Here is an 18,612-nt window from a genome sequence, read left to right on the forward strand (position 1 = left end):
GGGGTGGTGGCCCGCGTGGGTGGTTGTCCCCCCCCCCCCCCCTCCCCCCCCCCCCCCCCCCCCCCCCCCCCCCCCGGCACCTGACCGGACCCGCCGCCGACGGTACGGGTCAGGCAGACGGGACTCATGCGGCGGCCGTCCCGCGCGGCGCGGTGGCGCGCTGGAGCAGCAGCAGGGCGAGGTCGAGCACGAGGGCGAGCACGATGACCAGCAGTGACCCGGCGATCATCTGCGGATAGTCCTGGGAGCCGAGGCCCTGGAAGATGTACCGGCCCAGGCCGCCGCTGCCCACATAGGCGGCGAGCATGGCGGTGGCGACGACCTGCACGGTCGCGCCGCGCACCCCTCCCACCAGCAGCGGCATCCCCAGCGGTAGCTCGACCCGGGTGAGGATCTGCCATTCGGTCATGCCCTGGGCGCGGGCGGCGTCGACGGTGGCGGGGTCCGCCGATTCGACGGCGGAGTAGGCCCCGGCCAGCAGCGACGGGATCGCGAGGATCACGAAGGAGAGCAGCGGCGCGGTGAGTCCGATCCCGACCAGCAGCGCGAACAGGGTCACCAGCCCCAGGGTGGGCAGGGCGCGGGCCACGCCCGCGGCGCCGACGGCGAGGCCCTTGAACCGGCCGGTGTGGCCGACGTACAGCCCGACGGGGACGGCGATCAGCGCCGCGACCAGCACGCCGAGCGCTGTGTAGCCGAGGTGCTCGGCGGTGCGCAGGGGGATCCCGGACGGCCCGGTCCAGCGCGCCGGGTCGGAGAGCCACTCGAGGGCTCCGAGGAAGGGGTTCTCGTTCACGGCCTGCTCCCCTCCCGTCCGCGGTGCCAGGGCATCAGCAGGCGGCCCAGCAGCACCAGCAGCGCATCGGTGAGCAGCGCGAGGGCGGCGGTCGCGACGACGCCAGCGGCGATCTCGGCGACGATCCCACGCCGCACCCCGTCCACGAACAGCATCCCCAGGCTCGGCACGCCGAGCACGCCGCCGACGGTGACCAGCGAGATCGTGCTGACCGCGACGACCCGCACCCCGCCCAGCAGCACCGGCCCGGCCAGCGGCAGCTCGACCTGCCAGAAGCGGGCGGCCGGGGCGTAGCCCTGCGCGGTCGCGGAGCCGAGCACGTCGCGGGAGACGGAGCGGAAGCCGTCGGAGGCGGTGGGGACCATGAGCGCGAGGCCGTAGAGGGTCAGGGCGATCACGATGTTCAGCGGGCTGCGCACGCCGGTCCCGATCAGCCCGGGCAGCAGCACGAACAGCGGCAGGGACGGGATCGCGTACATCAGGCCGGAGGTGGTGGTCACGCCGGTGCGCAGCCAGCCGCGGGAGTTCGCGAGCTTCGCCAGCGGGAGGGAGAGCGCGAAGGCGAGCAGGATCGGCGGCAGCGCCTGGACCAGGTGAGCGCCGGTGTATCCCGCGATCACGTCGAGGTTCTCGAGGACCCAGCTCACCGGGGCGGCTCCTGCCCGCGGCCGCCCTCATGGCCCCCGTCGGCCCGATGCGAGCCGGTCCCGCGCGAGCCGGCCCCGCTCGAGCCATTCCCGCCACCTGCGGGGGCGCCGGCGAGCACCCCGGCGGCGCGCCCGTCCGCGTCGACGACGACGTCGCGGCCGTCGACGCGCTCGACGTGCAGGGTGCGGGCGCCGCGGTCCGCGCCGACGAAGCTGGCCACGAAGTCGTCGGCCGGGCCGGCGAGGATCTCCTGCGGGGTGCCGACCTGGGCGATCCGGCCGCCGGGGCGGAGGATCACGACGCAGTCGCCGATGCGGAAGGCCTCGTCGATGTCGTGGGTGACGAAGACGATCGTCTTGCGCAGATCGCGCTGGAGGCGCTGCAGCTCGCTCTGCAGCTCCTCGCGCACGATCGGGTCGACGGCGCCGAAGGGCTCGTCCATGAGCAGGATGTTCGGGTCGGCGGCGAGGCCGCGGGCGACGCCGACGCGCTGCTGCTGGCCGCCGGAGAGCTGGGCGGGATAGCGGGAGGCGAGCTCCGGGTCCAGGCCCACGGTGTCCATGAGCTCGCGGGCCCGCTCGCGCGCCTCGCCCTTCGCGGTGCCGCGCAGCACGGGGACGGTGGTGATGTTGTCCAGCACGGTGCGGTGGGGCAGCAGGCCCGAGGCCTGCATGACGTAGCCGATGGAGCGGCGCAGTCGCACCGGGTCCATCGCGGCGACGTCCTCGCCGTCGATGGTGACCCGCCCGGAGGTGGGGTCGACCATGCGGTTGATCATCCGCATCAGGGTGGTCTTGCCGGAGCCGGAGGTGCCCACGAGCGCGACCGCCTCGCGGGAGGCGATCTCGAGGGTGAAGTCCTCGACCGCGAGCGTGCCGCCCGGATACTCCTTGCGGACGTTCTCGAAACCGATCACGGGGCCTCCCAGGGCGGTCGGGCCGACGAGCTGTCACTGCCGGAGGGACCAACCCTATCGAGTGGCCCGACGCGCGGGGTCGCGCCAGGCCGTTCGGTCCGCCGCGTTCACCGACCCAGCGGCGGATGCTCCTCGATGCGGAGGCTGCCGCGGTGCACGGTCAGCGCCGCCCCCTGTGCGAGGGTCGCGAAACCCGCCTGCGGGTAGCCGGTCGAGGAGACGAGCACCCGGTCGTGGTCGGCGCGCCAGCGCAGGTCGTACACCTCCGCCGGCTGATCGGCCGGGGCCTGGGGCGGGTCGTGCTGGGCGAAGGCGACGAGCGTGCCGGGCGTGGTGAGCAGGCAGTTCAGCGACTCGGGCGGGCGGCCGAAGAGCTCCATGGTCAGTGCGGTGAGCTCGGCGGCCGCGTGCTGGATCGCGAGCGCCCAGTCCGTCTGCCCCTCCCGCGGCGAAAGCTCGCCCGCCCTGGCGGTGACCAGCGAGAGGAACAGCTCGGAGTCGGTGGTGCCGAGCGGGGCGCGGCCGCCGCGCGCGAGGATCCGCTCGCGCAGCTCGTCGGAGAGGTCGAACTGACCGTTGTGGCTGAAGGTCATCTCCCCCTCGACGAAGGGGTGGGTGTTCTCGGGGGTCAGCGCGAGGCCCACGCTCGCCCGACGCAGGTGCACCACGATCACCTCGCCGCGCGCCTCCGCGACCGCCTCCCCGTAGTCGTTCGAGGCGAGAGCGGTGTCGGTGCCGCGGCGCAGCAGCGGGAGCATCGGGGCGGGGTCGTCGCCCCCGTCGGCCCCCGTGCCCGCAGGATACGAGGCCACGCCCCAGCCGTCTTTGTGCCGCTCGGAGAGCGCCGTGAACAGCGGCAGCTCGCCGGGCACCACCTCGGGCAGCGGGAGCGCGCCGCGGGAGACGACGCCGAGCAGACGGCACATGGGAGAGGCCTTCCTGGAGGGGGCGAGGGCGGGGCGGCCGACGGGACAGCGGTCGCGCCGGTCGGCCGACGGGACGGATCGAGGGAAGGGACGAGACGGCCGACGGGACGAGCCGGTGCGGCCGGAGCCCGCCCCGCCGCGCTCAGCCCGCGGCGGCGCGGGCCTTCATCCGCGCGTCCAGCGCGAGCGCGATCCGGGTGAGCAGGAAGTTGATGACGATGTAGATCACCGAGACCACCAGGTACGTCTGCACCAGGTAGCGGGTGATCGACACGAGCGTCTTGCCCTGGAACTGCAGCTCGTTGTAGCTGACCACGTAGCCGAGGGTCGAGTCCTTCAGCAGCGTGACCAGGGCGAGGATGAGGCTCGGCAGCACCAGGCGCACCGCCTGCGGCAGGATCACCGAGGCCATCGCATCGCGCCGCGAGAGCCCGATCGCGGCGGCCGCCTCGTGCTGGCCGCGGTCCACGGCGTTGATCCCGGCGCGGAACACCTCGGCCGTAGTGGCGGAGGAGACCAGGATCATCGGGATCACCAGCATCCAGAACCGCGGGAAGGTCACGCCGAAGGCGGGCAGGGCCAGCAGGAACGCGTAGACCACCAGCAGCATCGGGATGCCGCGGTAGAACTCGATCCACACCGCCGCGAGCGTGCTCAGCACCCGGAAGCGGGACAGGCGCGCCAGCGCCAGCAGCAGGCCGAGCGGGAAGGCGACCACGGCGGCGAGCGCCGTGACCTTGAGGGTTCCCCACAGGCCCTGGCCGAGGAAGGCGAGGTAGTCGACCCGCAGGTAGACGATCCACTTGCCCGGGTCGAGCTGGCCGTTGGACCGGAACTGCCACAGCGCCCCCGCGAGCAGCGCGAGGATCGCGACCACGCTGAGGACCGACAGCAGCAGGATGCGCCGACGGCCCTTCGGACCGGGCGCGTCGAAGAGGACCTGGGTGGCGGTTGAGCTCATGCCTGGGCTCCTGCCGTCACGTCGAGCGCCTTGCTCGCTCGCGAGCGGTCGCGACCGCCCGGGGAGACGGCCCGCTCGATCGCCCCGCCGAGCGCCGCGCCGCCGAGGGAGAGGACGAGATAGACGGCGCCGGCGATGAGGAACATCAGCACCGCCTGGGCGTAGCGGATGTTCAGCGTCTGCGTCACCCAGGTGACCTCCTGCACCGCGATCGCCGAGCACAGCGCCGAGCCGATCACGGTGCCGATGAACACGTTGACCAGCGGCTGCACCATCGAGCGGAACGCCTGCGGCAGCACCACGAAGCGGAGCGTGCCGAAGAACCCGAGCCCGATCGAGCGGGCCGCCTCGGCATGGCCGACGGGCACGGTGTTGATGCCCGAGCGCACGTTCTCGCACACGAACGCGGCCGACGAGAGGGTCAGCCCCAGCACGCCGCACCAGAAGTAGGGCAGGCGCAGCCCGACGTCCGGCAGGCCGAAGGAGATGAGGATCAGCAGGCTCAGCAGCGGTATGTTGCGGAAGATCTCGACGTACACGGTCGCCGCCCAGCGCAGCGGCGGGATCGGGCTGACCCGCGCCACCGCCATCACGGTGCCGACGACGAGCGCGAACACGTAGCCGAGCACGGTCAGTGCGACGGTCGTCCCGATGCCCTGCAACAGCAGCGGGATGTTCTCGCGGATGGCGTCCATCTGGGGCCTCTCGGTGCGATCGGGGGAAGGGGATCAGGGACGGCCGACGGGCCGGTGCCGGGGCCGAGGCGCGGCTCCTGCCTGAGCGGTCGGCGCCCGGCCGGTGGGCCGACGCCCGGCCGCCGAGTCGACTCCTGGCCGACGGGACGGCGCCCACCCTGCGAGCCGCCGCCCGGCCGATCGGCCGGTGCGCGGACTGCGGGCCGTCGGCCCGCCCGTCGGCCGGGCGGTTCAGCCGGTCAGGCGGGCAGCTCGCCGGGGACAGGCGGCTCGGGGGCCTCGGTGTCCATGACCTCGCCGATCGTGGCGGTCCACAGCTGCTCCCAGGCGCCGGAGTCGATGATCTCCTGCAGGAAGGCGTTGACGAAGTCGACCGCGCCCTCGGCGTCCTTGGACAGGCCGACGCCGTAGGGGTCGTCCACGAAGGGCTCCCCGACGACGGTGACCTCGGGGTCCGCGGCGGAGTTGCCCAGCAGGACGCCCTGGTCGAGCACGTAGGCGTCGGCCCGGCCCTGCTTGAGCGCGGCGACGCAGGACTCGTTGTCCGGGAGGGTCTGGACATCGCCGGGATCGGTCACGAACTCCTCGATCGCCTGGATGCCGGTGGAGTTCGCCTGGGTGACCAGGTTCTTGCCGGTGAGGTCCTCGGGCCCGGAGATCGACTCCGCGTCCTCGGTGCGCACCTGGATGGCGGTGCCGGAGAGGTAGTACGGGCCGGCGAAGTCGATGACCTCGAGACGCTCGGGGGTGATCTAGTAGGTCGCGATCACACAGTCCACGGTCCCGTTCTGGACGAGGGTCTCGCGGGTTTCGACGGTGGTGTCGATGTACTCGACCTTCTCCTCGCCGCCCTCGCCGAGGATGTACTTGGCCAGCAGCTGGGTGATGCCGGCATCGAAGCCGGTGGGCTGCCCGCCGGTGGTCGAGGCGAGGGAGAAGACCTGGTTGGCGACGGTGCCGCCGCGAATCAGCTGGCCCTTCTCCTTGATCGCGGCGGCCCAGGCACTGCCGGCGATCGCGTCGTCGGCAGCGACGGGGCCGGAGGCGATCACGTCGGCGAAGGCCGAGCCCTCGCCGCCGCCGTCGGAGCCGCCGTCCGCGCCGCCGCCGAGGTCGGGTCCGTCACCGGTGTCGGAAGCGCAGGCGGCCAGGCCCACCAGGGGCAGGGCGGCCGCCGCGGCGACGACGGCCCGGCGGCGGGGGCGGAAGCTCGTGGGGTTCATGGGTCTCTCCGGTTTCTGCGTGCGCTCCGGGCGGAGCGGGGGTCGGGGTGTGCGGGGGGCGGGGGGGCGGGGGCGCGAGCGTCGGGCTGCGCCGGGGTCAGTGCGCGAGGATCTTGGACAGGAAGGCCTTGGCGCGGTCGCTGCGCGGAGCGGTGAAGAACTGCTCGGGCTCGCCCTCCTCGACGATCTCGCCGGCGTCCATGTAGACCACGCGGTCGCAGACGTGGCGGGCGAAGCCCATCTCGTGGGTGACCACGAGCATCGTCATCCCGGCCTTCGCGAGTTCGGCCATGACGTCCAGGACCTCGTTGATCACCTCGGGGTCCAGGGCCGAGGTCGGCTCGTCGAAGAGCAGCGCCTTCGGCTTCATCGCCAGCGCCCTCGCGATCGCCACCCGCTGCTGCTGACCGCCGGACAGCGCCGTGGGCAGGGAGTTCGCCTTGTCGGCGAGGCCCACGCGCTCGAGCAGCTCCATCGCCTGACGGTCCGCCTCGGCCTTGGGCACGCCGCGCACCTTGCGGGGGCCGAGGGTCACGTTGTCGATCGCCTTGAGGTGCGGGAAGAGGTTGAAGCTCTGGAACACCATGCCGACGTCGGCGCGCAGGCGGGTGAGTTCCCGGCCCTCCTCGGGCAGCCGCTCCCCGTCGATGGTGATCTCCCCGGCGGTGATCGTCTCCAGCCGGTTCAGGCAGCGGCACAGGGTCGACTTCCCGGAGCCGGAGGCGCCGATCAGGGCCACGACCTCGCCGCGGTGGATGTCGAGGTCGATGCCCTTCAGCGCCTGGAAGTCGCCGAAGAACTTGTCGACGCCGCGCACGGAGATCAGGGGCTCGCCGGTGCGGGGAGCCCCCTCGGGGCGGGTCGGGTCCTGCCCCGCGACGTCGGCGTCGGGCGGCGTGGTGCGCTCGTTCATGTTCCGAGAATGCTTGCCTCAGCGACATCTGTCCACATGAGGGGGGCGCTGATCGGATGTCGGGATGTATTCGTGACCGTGGCCGGGGGCGGTCAGCCGCGCTCCCCCGCCCTGCTCAGTCGTCCGCCGGCCGGTTGCCCCGCTCCTGTCTCCGTCCCAGCCACCCGTCTGCACCACCCGGCACCGGCTTCCCGCACGCGCTCTGCCTGACCGCCCTGTCGGTCGCCGGCGGCGGCTTCCCGCCCCGCGGCTACCGGCCCCTCCCCGACAGGCGTCCGGCCCTCACCGACACATCGAGTGGCAGGTTTCGATCGGTTCGGCGCCGGAATACCGGTCGAAACCTGCCAGTCGATGGCCGACGGGCCGGCCCCGGGAGGCCGGGCGGCCCGGCGTCGCCGACCCCGGGCCGCCCCGGGACCCGTCAGCCCTGGTACTTGCCCTGGTAGACGGAGTCGAACGGGGTGTGGCCCTTCTGGCGGTTCTCGATGGAGCTGGTGACCACGGCCTTCGCGGTCCGGGCGGCCTCGAGCGGGGTGGCGCCCTTGGCGAGCTCGGCGGTGACGGCGGCGGCGAGGGTGCAGCCGGCGCCGTTGACGCGCTCCTGGCCGATCTTGGGGCTGCGCAGCTCAACGGTCTGCTCGCCGTCGTAGAACACGTCCACCGCGTCCTCGCCCTCGAGCACGACCCCGCCCTTGGCCAGCACGATCACGTCGAAGGCCTCGTGGATGCGCTTCGCGGCCTCGGCCAGCTCCTCGACCGTCTCGACGCTCTCCATGCCGGAGAGCGCCAGGGTCTCGAAGTGGTTGGGGGTGACGAAGGTGGCCAGCGGCAGGATCTGCGCCTTGAGCGCGTCGTCGGTGTCCTGGGCGAAGCCGCCCTCGTTGCCCTTGCAGATCAGCACCGGGTCGAGCACGACGTTGGTGAAGGACCGCTCGGCGAGCGCGCCGGCGACGGTCTCGATCGTGGCGGGAGTGCCGAGCATGCCGATCTTCGTGGTGTCGATGTCGTGCACCGCGGTGCTCGCCTCGATCTGATCGAGGATCAGCTGCGGCTCCAGCGGCACGAAGCGGTGGCTCCAGTCGTTCTTGGGGTCGAAGGAGACGATGCAGGTCAGCGCCGCAGCACCGAAGGTGCCCAGCTGGTGGAAGGTCTTGATGTCCGCCTGGGCGCCGGCACCTCCGGAGGCCTCGGAGCCGGCGATGGTCAGGGCGACGTGAGTCATGGGGGCCTTTCTCGGAGTGTGTGCGTCGGTGTCGCCGAGGCGGTCTGCAGCGCGGGGGCCGACGAGCTCCGCCTCGTGACGGGTGCCGTCCGGGGACGGGCGCCGTCGGGCGACGTGACCGCGCGCTCCCAGGGCCGGCGCGCCTCTCGGGGGCGCCTCCCGTCGCAGCGGTCGGTGCCGCGCGCTCCCAGGGCCGGGCGCCACGTACGGCGCCGCCGACCCGTCGCTGCGGCAGGTCCACGATGGTACCGGGTCCGGTACAGTGCCGGGCGTGCTGTCGCCGGACGAGACGACGGGGCGCAGCGCTCCGTCCACCACGCTCCGCGGCACCCCCCTGTCCGAGGGCGGCACGGCCCCCGCGAGCGCAGCGCACGAGGCCGGACCGTCGGCCGACGGCGGCCCGGCCCAGGGCACGACCTCCGATCCGTCGGCCGGCTCCCGACACTCCCTCCGCGACCGGGCGGGCGCGCTGGTGGACGAACACCTCCGCTCGACCCTGAAGTTCCTGGTCGTCGGCGGGCTGGTGTTCCTGCTGGACGCCGCGATGTACAACCTGCTGGTGTTCTGGCATCCCACGCAGGGCTGGGGCGAGGGCATCATGCACGGAAGCCCGCTCACGGCGAAGGTGCTCACCATCGCGGTCGCCTCGTGCCTGACCTATCTGGGCAACCGGCTGTGGACCTTCGGGGACCGGCCCCGCCCGGACACGGCCCGCTCGATCATGCTGTTCATCCTGGTCAACGTGATCGCGACGGGGCTGCAGCTCGCCTGCCTGGCGTTCTCGCGGTACGTGCTGGGACTGGACTCCCCGCTCGCGGACAACATCTCCGGCACCTTCGTCGGCCAGATCGTCTCGACCTCGTTCCGCTATGTCACCTACGGGCGGCTGGTCTTCCCCCGCCGCTGAGCACCGGGCCGCTCGTCCCCCGGCGATCGCTGCCGCACCGCTCCGCGGCTCTGAGAGACTCGGGCGCATGAACTCCTCCGGTCCCTGGACCCGTGCCGCCGCCGCTGCCGGCCTGCTCGTGGGCGGGCAGGCCCGTCCCACCGTGTTCGCGCAGATGTCGGCGAAGGCCGCCGCCCACGACGCGCTGAACCTCGGGCAGGGCTATCCCGACGACGACCCGCCCGCCCTGGTCGCCGAGGCGGCGATCGACGCGATCCGGCGCGGCCGCAACCAGTACCCGCCGGGTGCGGGCGAGGCGGAGCTGCGCGAGGCCGTGGCCGAGCATCAGGCCGGCTGGTACGGACTGCGCTGGGACCCCGCCACGGAGGTGCTGGTCACGACCGGGGCGACGGAGGCGCTGGCCGCGACGATCCTGGCGCTGGTCGAGCCGGGCGACGAGGTGATCACGCTCGAGCCGTTCTACGACCAGTACGCGGCGCTGATCGCGCTCGCGGGCGGCGTGCACCGCACCGTCCCGATCACCTCCCGGCCGGGCTCCGCCACAGGCACCGGCTCCGCGGCCGACGACGGGGACCTGGTGCTGGACGTGGACCGGGACGCGCTGCGCGCGGCGTTCTCCGAGCGCACCCGCCTGGTGCTGGTGAACACCCCGCACAACCCCACGGGGCTGATGCTGTGGGTGGAGGCGCTGCAGGCGATCGTCGAGGAGGCGGTGCGGCACGATGCGCTGATCGTCACCGACGAGGTCTATGAGCACCTCACCTTCGGCCCCGCCCATCTGCCGCCGGCGACGCTGCCCGGGGCGCAGGACCGCACGATCTCGATCTCCTCGGCGGGCAAGACCTTCGCCGTGACCGGGTGGAAGATCGGCTGGATCACGGCGCGGCCCGAGCTGATCACGGCGATCACCGGGGTCAAACAGTGGCTGACCTACGCCTCGGGCGCTCCCTTCCAGCCCGCGGTCGCCGCCGGGCTGCGGATGGATCCGACGGTCTTCCACGACCTCGCCGCCGACCTGCGCGCTCGGCGCGACCTGCTCACCGACGGTCTGCGCCGGATCGGCTTCCGGGTGAGCGTGCCGGAGGCCGGATACTTCACCGTCGCCGACGCGGGCCCACTCGGCGAGAGCGACGCCCACGCCCTGGCCGAGCGCCTCCCCGAGGAGGCCGGGGTGGTCGCGATCCCGCTGTCGGCCTTCTACCGCGACGGCGAGGCGGGCGACGCCTCCTCGCACCTGCGGCTCGCCTTCTGCAAGTCGCGCGCGACGATCGAGCAGGCGCTGGAGCGGCTCGAGAGCTGGGCGGCGCCCCGCCGCTGAGCGGGTCCCGTCGCTGGACTGCCGACGGACGCTGCAGCCGACTCCCTCGGACGACCGGAGGGCCGGTCCCCGCCCCACAGGCATCAGCGCCCGCGGCTCGCCCCGCAGCGCAGTGTGCGCGGCCCCTCACGGACGACGGCCCGCCGGCTTCCGGTGCGCTCCGGAAGCCGGCGGGCCGTCATGGTGGCGGGCTCGGCCTCAGGCGGCCTTGACCCAGACGTCCTCAGCGCTGAAGTTCAGCAGCGGGGAGACGGCGAAGTGGCCGTTCTTCGCCTGGTCGGCCGGAATCAGGATGCCGATCTCCCACTCCCCGGTGCCGCCGTCATGGAGGGTGCCGACGTCGAGCCAGCTCTTCGGCGTCACGGAGCCGGCGTCGTTGTAGGAGTTCCCTCCCTCGGTCACGTAGTCGACCATGAGGGAGAAGCCGGGCTCCGACGTGCCGTCTCCGTGGTAAGTCATCGACACCGGCACGAGGATGTAGGTCTCGCCCTCCCCGGACTCCTCGTTGAACTCGTTGGCACCCATGACCTCGTCGGTCGCGTCCCAGTTCACGTCACCGATGGTGACGTCGAGGGCCCCGCCCTCACCGTCCTCGACGGTGAACTGCTCGCCGATCGCGTAGGGGGCGTCCTTGGTGCCCTTGCCGTCGGCGGCGGCCTCGGTCGGCTCTTCCGAGGTGCCGTCCTCGGTCGTCGCCTCCTCGGAGCTCTCCTCCTCCGTCGGCTCCTCGGAGGTCTCCTCGCCGTCCTCGGTGGTGGCCTGCTCCGAGGTGGTCCGGTCGTCCGTGGGCTCCCCGCCGTCGCGGGTGAAGAGGAAGATGCCGCCGCCGACGAGGAGCACGATCAGGGCCAGCACCGCACAGCCCGCGCAGATGAGCAGCGGCGTCTTCGAGGACTTCTTCGGCGGTTCGGCGTGCTGGGCGTAGGGCTGCTGGCCGTGGGCCCCGAAGGCGGGCGCGGAGGACGGCGCCTGGCCCCAGCCCTGCGGGTCCTGGCCGTAGCCGGAGTTCGCCGAGGCCTGCCCGTAAGCACCGCTCGGCGAGCCCAGCCCTCCCCATGTCGCGGTCCGGTCACGATGCTCCGCGCACGAGAACGGGGGCGGCACCGCGCGTCTCCGCGCGATGGCCGCCCCCGTCGGGACCGGGCTCAGCGCCCCGCGGTGAACCGCTCCCTGTGGAAGGCGCTGCCGGTGGTGCGCTCGGAGGCGCCGGAGGCGTCGAGATAGGGGGTGATCCCGCCGCGGTGGCGGGGGAAGCCCGCGCCGAGGATCAGCGCGAGGTCCACCTGCTCGGGCTGCTCGACCACGCCCTCCTCGATCATCAGCTGGATCTCCTCGGCCAGGCCCGCCCGCACCTTCTCCAGCAGCGCCTCGCCGACCAGCGGCTCGATGCCGGCGGGACGCTCGCCCTCGCCGAAGACCTGCGCGACCGTCGGGGAGACAGGCGGGTGCACGGAGGTGCGGCTGCGCTCGGTGAAGTGGACGCCGCCCTGCGCCATGACGCCGAGTCCGGGCGAGGCGTGGAAGCGGTCGCCGAGCTCCTCGAGCAGCACCTGGCCCACGTGGTCGGCGACGCCGAGCCCCACCAGGTCCAGCAGCTCGAAGGGGCGCATCGGCATGCCGAGCGCGTCGAGGGAGGCGTCGACCTCCACCGGGTCCGCGCCGGCGTCGAGGGAGGCGAGCACGCCGCCGAGCACGCGGAAGAGCAGTCGGTTGACGATGAAGCCGGGCGCGTCGGCGCTGCGCACCGCGAACTTCCGCAGGCGGCGCACCACCTCGAGACCGGTGGCGAGGGTCTGCTCATCGGTCTTCTCGGTGTGGATCACCTCGACCAGCGGCATCTTCGCGACGGGGTTGAAGAAGTGCAGGCCGACGACCCGCTCGGGGCGGGCGAGGTCCTCGGCCATCTTCGACACGGAGAGCGAGGAGGTGTTGGTGACCAGCAGCGCGTCCTCGGCGAGGACGCCCTCGAGCTCGGCGAAGACGGACTTCTTGATCGTCAGCACCTCCGGCACCGCCTCGATCACGAGGTCGCAGCCGGCGAGCTCCTGCAGGTCGGTGGTGGCGGAGAGGTTCTCGGCGATCGCGGTCGCGGTCTGCTCGTCGAGATGACCGCGGGCGGCGGTCTGGGCGATCACGTCGCGGGCGGCGGCCAGGCCCTTCTCGGCGATGGTCTCGTCGAGGTCGCGCATCACGACGGGGACCTGCAGGCCGAGCGCGAGCTGCGCCGCGATCTGGGAGGCCATCAGCCCGGCGCCGGCGACGCCGACGCGCGTGATCTCCCGCGCGCCCTCGACCGGGGTGCGGCCGGGCTTGCCGCGGCGCAGCAGCTCGGCGGAGTAGAGGGACGCGGAGGCGGCATCGCTGCGGACGAGCTCGGCGAGCGCGTCACCCTCGCGGGTCAGGGCGTCCTCGAGGGTGGAGCCGGGCAGCTGCTGTAGCAGGATCAGGGCTCGGCCGACGGCGGGGGCGCCCTGCGCCTCGAGGCGCTGCGCCCAGGCGCGGCGGGTCTCGGCGGGGCTGTGCGGGGCGTCGAGCGCGTCCAGCAGCTCCTCGGCCTCGGGCGAGTCGGCGGCGGGCAGGGCCGGGGCGCGGCCGCCCCAGGCGCCCGAGGCTCCGGCCGGGGCGGTCTCGCCGACGACGGCGGGGTCGACCACGTCGGTGTCGGTCTCGTCGACGTCGACGTGGGCGGCGACCAGGGCGGCGAACTGCTCGAGGGCCTCGTCGAGGTCGGCGGCGATCTCGTCGACGAGCCCGGCCTCCTGGGCCTTCTCGGCGGTGAGCTGGCGGTCGCGGGCGGGGTCCTCGAGGATCATCCGCACGGCGGTCTCCGCGCCGACGACGGACTGCAGCAGCGTGGTGCCGCCCCAGCCGGGGAGGATGCCGAGGCTGGTCTCGGGCAGGCCGATGCCGCGCACGCCGGGGGCGGCGGTGCGCACGTCGGCCATGAGCGCGACTTCGAGGCCGCCGCCGAGGGCGACGCCGTTCAGGTGGGCGAGGATCGGGACGGGGCTGGTGCGCACGCGGACCTGCAGGTCGTGGGCGGCGCGGGTCATCGCGCGGACGTTCTCGGCGGCGGTGGGGTCGGCGAACATCGACAGGTCGGCGCCGGCGAGGAAGGTGCGGCCGGTGCCGGTCAGGGCGATCGCGCGGATCTCCCCGGCCTCGGCGCGGTCGAGCGCGGCGGCGATCGCGCCGGTGACGGCGTCGATGGAACGGGGGCCGAGGGTCGCGGGGCGGCGCTCCTCGCCCTCCGGCGGGGCGAAGGTCAGAACGGCCACGGTGCCGAGTCCGGGATGCTCGCGATCCTCCGTGAGGACTCGGGTGACGTGCTCGGTGTAGCTGCTCATCAGGGGCCTTTCGCGTTCTCGTCGTCGAGTGCCGCACAGTTGTCTGATACTGCGGGTTTCAGGTAGATCATGCCCCAGGTCGGGGCCGGGTGTCCACCGGGGCCGCTCCGTCCGACCGCCTCAGCTCGCGCGGATCCAGATGCCCTCCTGGACATCGCCCGCGCGCGGGGTGAGCACGAAGTGCCCCTCCCCCCGGATCCCCTCGGGGACCACGAAGGCCTGCTGGGAGAGGATCTCGTCCGTCGGCACGGCGGTCTCCTTCTGCGAGATCTCGTCGTAGAGCGGGGTGACCTGGGCGCCGTTCTTGTGCTCGGTGCCGTCGGCGGCCACGTAGGTGACGTCGATCCAGTGGCCTCCGTAGGTGGCGAAGGGCTTCTCCCCGCGATGGACCCCCTCGAAGGTGACCATGATGTTCTTCATCCCCTCGGCGGGCTCGTCGTTCAGGGAGTTCGTCTCCCGGATCTCCTCGGTCGCGTCCCAGTCCACGGCGGTGATCCGCACGTCGACGTGGCCGCTGTCCTCGGTCGGCTCGAAGGGGACGACGGCGTCGTGCGCCACCGCCTCGTCGGGGCCGACGGGGGCCTCGGCGAGGACCTCGCCGCCCTCGGGGACGGTCTGCTCCGTCGCGACCTCCTCCTCGCCCGGGGAGGGCGGCCCCTGCAGCGCCCGGATCCCGAAGAAGCCGCCGACGCCGAGCAGCAGTCCCGCGATCACCGAGACGGCGGCGACCGCGACGTAGAAGGAGGTGCGGGGGCGGTGTTCGGGCAGCGGCTGGGTGGGCGGCGTGGGCTGCATGTCGACTCCTCCTGCGGCGCGCCGCTCCGCGGTCGTCGCCGCCCCTCCCCCGGTGCGGTGCGCTGCCCCTGCGCGGGGCACCCTCACGCTAGCGCACGCGGCCTGCTTCCTCCGTCCCGCGCCCCTCCGGTCCGCAAGCCCCCGGCTCGCGGCCGACGCGCCGGCGCCCGGGCGCCGGCGACCACCAGCCGACGGCGCGCTCAGGTGGTCGCGAAGTAGAGGACCTCTCCGCTGAACGTCTCGACCCCGAGCCGGAAGCTCTCCACCTCCGCCTCGGGCACCACGAAGGCGCTGTGGAAGCGGGCACTGGCCCCGTCGGCGAGCGGGGTGATGCGCTTCATCGGGTCCGGGACGAGGCCTTCGCCGACGTCCGGGAAGTAGGTGCGCGAGGACTCGCCGGTCAGCCACAGCTCCTCGGCGGGCGCGAGGTGCCCGGTCCCGTCGTAGCGCACCTCGTACTCGACCAGGACCAGGCGATAGCCCTCCTGGATGGCGCCCTCGCCGCTCGCGCCGGGCAGGGTCGCGTCGAGGTCGACCGCCAGCGGGGTGACGCTGAGCGTCCCGCCGGTCCAGACGCTCCAGGCGACGGTGTGCTCGCCGACGGTCGCGGGCCGGTCGTAGCCGCCGGTGCCGTCGGTGACCTCGCGCCCCTGCGCGTCGAGGACGGTGCCGGGCTCGCGCGGCTGCTCGGTCTGCGCGGGCGGGGCGGAGCGGGTGGCGGGCGCGGAGGGCGGCGCGGCCGACGGGTCCGCCGCACCGCCGCCGAGCAGGTTCTGCCCGGCGCCGAGCACGAGGGCGACGATCGCGACGGCGGCCGCGCCCTGCACGGCGACCATGGCGAGGATGGCCCAGGCGGGCAGGCGGCCGTCGCGGCGCTCCTCGTCGGGCGTCTCCTCCGGGGCGTCGTAGGTGAAGGACGGCGCGCCGTAGGGGCCCTCGGCGGGGGCGTCGAAGAGGCCGTCGGGCACGCCGGGGGGCTCCTCGGAGGCCGCGCCGGTCGCATCGGGCCCGACCCCCGTCCCGGACCAGGCGGAGACGTCGGCCGTGAGGTCGCGCGACGGGACGGCGCGTGCGCCCCGGCGGGGAAGCGCGGGCAGGGCGGCGGGGTCGGCGGGGGTGCGCGCGGACGGGTCGGAGGCGTCCGGCGCGTCGGCGCCGTCCTCCCAGTCGTAGTCGGAGGGCGTCCCCCGTCCCGTTCTCATGCCTCGAGCCTAGAGGACGGGCACGACGGAGCGGCGGGGTCGCAGACCCTTGCCGACGACGGCGCGGCGGGCTCAGCCGAGCCAGGCGGTGACCAGCGCGTACGCACCGATCGAGAGGAGCAGGATGATCCCGAGCAGCACCAGCGCGACGGCCCTCGGGGCGGGGCGACGGGAAGCGCGGCGGTCTGGGTCCGGGCTGCTCGGGTCCTGGGCGTTCGGCACGTGCCGTGCTCCTTCCGGGGCTGGTCGGGGCCCGGCGGGGCGGGCACGGCCACGGTAGTCGACCTGTCCGGGACCGGGCTGGACGGCGAACCTCGCGCCGACCGCCGACTGCGCCGCGCGGCGCCCGAGCTGCCACGCCACTCGCCCCGCCCCCGGACGGCATCGGCCGCCGGTCAGGGAGGCGCGCTAGCGTCGTGGGCTTACCGGCCGGTCACCGCCGCGCCCGCGGCCCGAGAGCCGACGGGCGCGGACGCACCCGGCCCCGCAACGTCACGAGGAGTGCTCCATGACCTCTGCTCCGACCGCATCCCTGACCCGTCTGCCCCGCACCGACCTCGAGGTGCTCCCGCTGAACCTCGGCGGGAACACCTTCGGCTGGACCTCGGACCGCGAGACGTCCTTCGCCGTGCTGGACGCCTTCGTCGCCGCCGGCGGCAGCTTCATCGACACTGCCGACGCCTACGCCGCCTGGGCCGAGGGCAGCGAGGGCGGCGACTCCGAGACGGTGCTCGGCGAATGGTTCGAGGCGCGCGGGAATCGCGAGGAGATCGTGCTGGCCACCAAGGTCGGCGCGAAGCCGTCGCGCACGGGCCTGTCGGCCGCGAACGTCGAGGCGGCGCTGGACGAGTCGCTCGAGCGGCTGCGCACCGACCGCATCGACCTCTACTACGCCCACTACGACGACGAGGAGGTCTCGATCGAGGAGCAGGTGCGGATCGCCGACGGCCTGGTCCGCTCCGGCAGGGTGCGCCACCTGGGCCTGTCGAACTTCTCGCCGGAGCGCATGCGGGAGTGGTTCGAGGTCGCGACCCGCGAGGGCCTCACCGTGCCGGTCGCGATCCAGCCGCACTACAACCTGCTGGCCCGCGCCGCGTACGAGAAGGACTACGCTCCGATCGCGCGCGAGTTCGACGCGGCCGTCATGCCCTACTTCTCCCTCGCCTCCGGCCTGCTGACCGGCAAGTACCGCACGAAGGAGGACCTCGAGGGCCGCGCCCGCAAGGGCATGGTCGAGGACAATCTCACCGAGGACGCCCTGGCCGTGGTGGACGTGCTCACCGAGGTCGCCGCGACGCACGACGCGGAGCCGGCGTCCGTCGCGATCGCCTGGCTGCTGGCCAAGGGCACGACCGCCCCGATCGCCTCGGCGAGCACGCCCGAGCAGCTGCCGGCCCTCCTCGCAGGCACGGCTCTCGAGCTCTCCGCTCAGGACGTCGCCGCCCTGGACGAGGCCTCGGCACCCTTCGCCTGAGCAGCGCCGGGAGCCCGGCGGAGTCAGGTCAGGCGGGCAGCTTCGTGGCGAGCACGACGTAGTTGCCGTAGCCGGGCTGCAGCGTGCCGTACCAGCTGCCGTCGCCGCCGCCGTCGGGGGTGCCGACGATCTCGCACAGCGCGTGCCGGCCGCCGTCGCGCAGCTCGCATCGCACGTCGAGCTCCTCGGGCAGCGGGCCCTCGGGACTGTCGGCCATCATCACCGCGGTGACCATGGCGCCCTCGATCTCCTCCAGCGTGACCTCGCTCGGCACCGCCGCGCTCAGGCCGCCGATGCCCTGCGGGGCCTCGGCGACGGCGAGGCCGTCCGTGACGCCGACCTCGACGAGCAGCGAGGTCGCGCCGAACGCCGCGGGGACGAGGTGGACGACAGCGGTCTGCTCGCCCATGCCCCGGCCGTCGTCGGGCAGGACGCAGTCGGCGGTGTCGCCGGCGAGGGTCGCCGCGCCCTCGCAGGTCGCTCCGCTGCTCGCGAAGTACTCCTGGCCGGCGATGTCGGAGGCCTCCAGGGACGTGGCCCCGCGGTGCTCGCCGTAGAGGTTCTGCACGACGAGATACCCGCCGCCGAGGGGAAGGCTCTCGGCCGAGTAGGTGCCGGCCCACGAGGCGGGCAGGTCCGCCGCGGACGGGCCCGGGGCGTCCTCGCCCTGGTCGTCGCCGACCTGGCCCTGACCGTCGTCCTCACCCCGGCCGTCGCTCTTCTCCCCCCGGCTCTCGCCGGCGGTTCCCTGGTCGCCCTCGCCCCGGTCGTCCGCGGTCGTCACGATGCCGGAGGCGTTCCCCGCCGCATCGTCCGCCGCCGCGCCGTCCTGCTCCGGCTCGGCCGGGGCCGGGATCGCGACCGCGGCCGGCCCCGGACCCTCGGCGTCGGCCGCCTCGGGCACGGCCGTCCCGCAGCCCGCCAGCAGCGCGCCGGCGGCGAGCAGCGCCGCGAGGGACGCCCCTCCGCGCAGCCTCGTGCCGCGGCGAGCCCCTCGTGCCCCGGCGTCCCTCGACACCGCCGCACCCACCCCTGCTGTCCTCGACGTCACTGTCCTCGACATCCCGACCTCCCTGGGGTTCCCCGTCGCCGCGCGCTCCGCAGCGGCCGTCCGGGTCGCGGTCGCGAGGACCGCTCGGCGTTGACTTTACGATCTCTTTACCTCAATGACAACTCGCCTTTTCTCACGAAGCGGTGGGCATCGTCCTCGTCGGCCGCGCCCCCATCACCCCCGAGCCCCGCCGGCCCCCGCCGTTCACGCGGAGTGAC

Annotated in this window: 19 protein-coding genes; 3 read left to right on the forward strand and 16 right to left on the reverse strand. The window is 73.8% G+C overall.

Going from position 1 to position 18,612, the window contains the following annotated elements; translation table 11 throughout:
* Positions 1 to 124: 124 nt before the first annotated feature.
* From DS079_RS13395 to DS079_RS13435, 10 genes are all read right to left on the reverse strand, one after another.
* Positions 125 to 796, reverse strand: a complete 672-nt coding sequence (locus DS079_RS13395; RefSeq protein ID WP_126988366.1) for an ABC transporter permease — start codon at positions 794 to 796, stop codon at positions 125 to 127.
* On the reverse strand, positions 793 to 1,443 hold the full coding sequence (locus DS079_RS13400; RefSeq protein ID WP_126988367.1) for an ABC transporter permease: 651 nt from the start codon (positions 1,441 to 1,443) through the stop codon (positions 793 to 795). The genes DS079_RS13395 and DS079_RS13400 overlap by 4 nt, the downstream gene beginning before the upstream one ends.
* Entirely contained in the window at positions 1,440 to 2,360 is a 921-nt protein-coding gene (locus DS079_RS13405) for an ABC transporter ATP-binding protein (protein WP_126988368.1), read from the reverse strand. Before DS079_RS13405 ends, DS079_RS13400 begins: the two co-directional genes overlap by 4 nt.
* A gap of 107 nt (positions 2,361 to 2,467) precedes the next feature.
* Positions 2,468 to 3,286 carry a class II glutamine amidotransferase gene (locus DS079_RS13410; RefSeq protein WP_126988369.1) on the reverse strand — a complete coding sequence of 273 codons (819 nt, stop codon included), beginning with the start codon at positions 3,284 to 3,286 and terminating at the stop codon, positions 2,468 to 2,470.
* 142 nt (positions 3,287 to 3,428) lie between these two features.
* Positions 3,429 to 4,247, reverse strand: a complete 819-nt coding sequence (locus DS079_RS13415) for an amino acid ABC transporter permease (protein WP_010549190.1) — start codon at positions 4,245 to 4,247, stop codon at positions 3,429 to 3,431.
* A complete protein-coding gene (locus tag DS079_RS13420) occupies positions 4,244 to 4,942 on the reverse strand; it encodes an amino acid ABC transporter permease (protein WP_126988370.1) in 699 nt (232 codons plus the stop codon). Before DS079_RS13420 ends, DS079_RS13415 begins: the two co-directional genes overlap by 4 nt.
* Before the next feature lie 239 nt (positions 4,943 to 5,181).
* Entirely contained in the window at positions 5,182 to 5,694 is a 513-nt protein-coding gene (locus tag DS079_RS17490) for a transporter substrate-binding domain-containing protein (protein WP_271190705.1), read from the reverse strand.
* On the reverse strand, positions 5,695 to 6,165 hold the full coding sequence (locus DS079_RS17495; protein ID WP_241237666.1) for a type 2 periplasmic-binding domain-containing protein: 471 nt from the start codon (positions 6,163 to 6,165) through the stop codon (positions 5,695 to 5,697).
* A gap of 97 nt (positions 6,166 to 6,262) precedes the next feature.
* Positions 6,263 to 7,078: an amino acid ABC transporter ATP-binding protein gene (locus DS079_RS13430; protein ID WP_271190703.1), complete on the reverse strand. Its 816-nt coding sequence runs from the start codon at positions 7,076 to 7,078 to the stop codon at positions 6,263 to 6,265.
* A gap of 421 nt (positions 7,079 to 7,499) precedes the next feature.
* On the reverse strand, positions 7,500 to 8,300 hold the full coding sequence (locus DS079_RS13435; protein WP_126988371.1) for a hydroxymethylpyrimidine/phosphomethylpyrimidine kinase: 801 nt from the start codon (positions 8,298 to 8,300) through the stop codon (positions 7,500 to 7,502).
* Between the two features lie 271 nt (positions 8,301 to 8,571).
* Here DS079_RS13435 and DS079_RS13440 point away from each other — a divergent pair, with 271 nt between their 5' ends.
* A complete protein-coding gene (locus DS079_RS13440) occupies positions 8,572 to 9,207 on the forward strand; it encodes a GtrA family protein (RefSeq protein ID WP_241237667.1) in 636 nt (211 codons plus the stop codon).
* 67 nt (positions 9,208 to 9,274) lie between these two features.
* Positions 9,275 to 10,525, forward strand: a complete 1,251-nt coding sequence (locus tag DS079_RS13445; RefSeq protein ID WP_126988373.1) for an aminotransferase class I/II-fold pyridoxal phosphate-dependent enzyme — start codon at positions 9,275 to 9,277, stop codon at positions 10,523 to 10,525.
* Between the two features lie 198 nt (positions 10,526 to 10,723).
* Here the strand turns inward: DS079_RS13445 and DS079_RS13450 are convergent, their stop codons facing one another.
* The 5 genes from DS079_RS13450 to DS079_RS17160 all read right to left on the reverse strand — a co-directional run bounded on the left by DS079_RS13450 (position 10,724) and on the right by DS079_RS17160 (position 16,091).
* Entirely contained in the window at positions 10,724 to 11,629 is a 906-nt protein-coding gene (locus DS079_RS13450; protein WP_164736257.1) for a hypothetical protein, read from the reverse strand.
* Between the two features lie 41 nt (positions 11,630 to 11,670).
* On the reverse strand, positions 11,671 to 13,872 hold the full coding sequence (locus DS079_RS13455; RefSeq protein ID WP_126988374.1) for a 3-hydroxyacyl-CoA dehydrogenase NAD-binding domain-containing protein: 2,202 nt from the start codon (positions 13,870 to 13,872) through the stop codon (positions 11,671 to 11,673).
* Positions 13,873 to 13,992: 120 nt separating this feature from the next.
* Positions 13,993 to 14,667, reverse strand: a complete 675-nt coding sequence (locus DS079_RS13460; protein WP_126988375.1) for a hypothetical protein — start codon at positions 14,665 to 14,667, stop codon at positions 13,993 to 13,995.
* Positions 14,668 to 14,867: 200 nt separating this feature from the next.
* Entirely contained in the window at positions 14,868 to 15,869 is a 1,002-nt protein-coding gene (locus tag DS079_RS13465) for a hypothetical protein (protein WP_126988376.1), read from the reverse strand.
* Positions 15,870 to 15,941: 72 nt separating this feature from the next.
* Positions 15,942 to 16,091 carry a hypothetical protein gene (locus DS079_RS17160; RefSeq protein WP_156488549.1) on the reverse strand — a complete coding sequence of 50 codons (150 nt, stop codon included), beginning with the start codon at positions 16,089 to 16,091 and terminating at the stop codon, positions 15,942 to 15,944.
* 286 nt (positions 16,092 to 16,377) lie between these two features.
* Here DS079_RS17160 and DS079_RS13470 point away from each other — a divergent pair, with 286 nt between their 5' ends.
* Entirely contained in the window at positions 16,378 to 17,343 is a 966-nt protein-coding gene (locus tag DS079_RS13470; RefSeq protein ID WP_126988377.1) for an aldo/keto reductase, read from the forward strand.
* A 28-nt stretch (positions 17,344 to 17,371) separates the two neighbouring features.
* Here DS079_RS13470 and DS079_RS13475 read toward each other — a convergent pair whose 3' ends face one another.
* Positions 17,372 to 18,361 (reverse strand): hypothetical protein, encoded by a 990-nt coding sequence (locus DS079_RS13475; protein ID WP_126988378.1) that lies wholly within the window; start codon positions 18,359 to 18,361, stop codon positions 17,372 to 17,374.
* Positions 18,362 to 18,612: the final 251 nt, after the last annotated feature.

Source organism: Brachybacterium paraconglomeratum, assembly GCF_003994255.1.
GTDB lineage: Bacteria > Actinomycetota > Actinomycetes > Actinomycetales > Dermabacteraceae > Brachybacterium > Brachybacterium conglomeratum.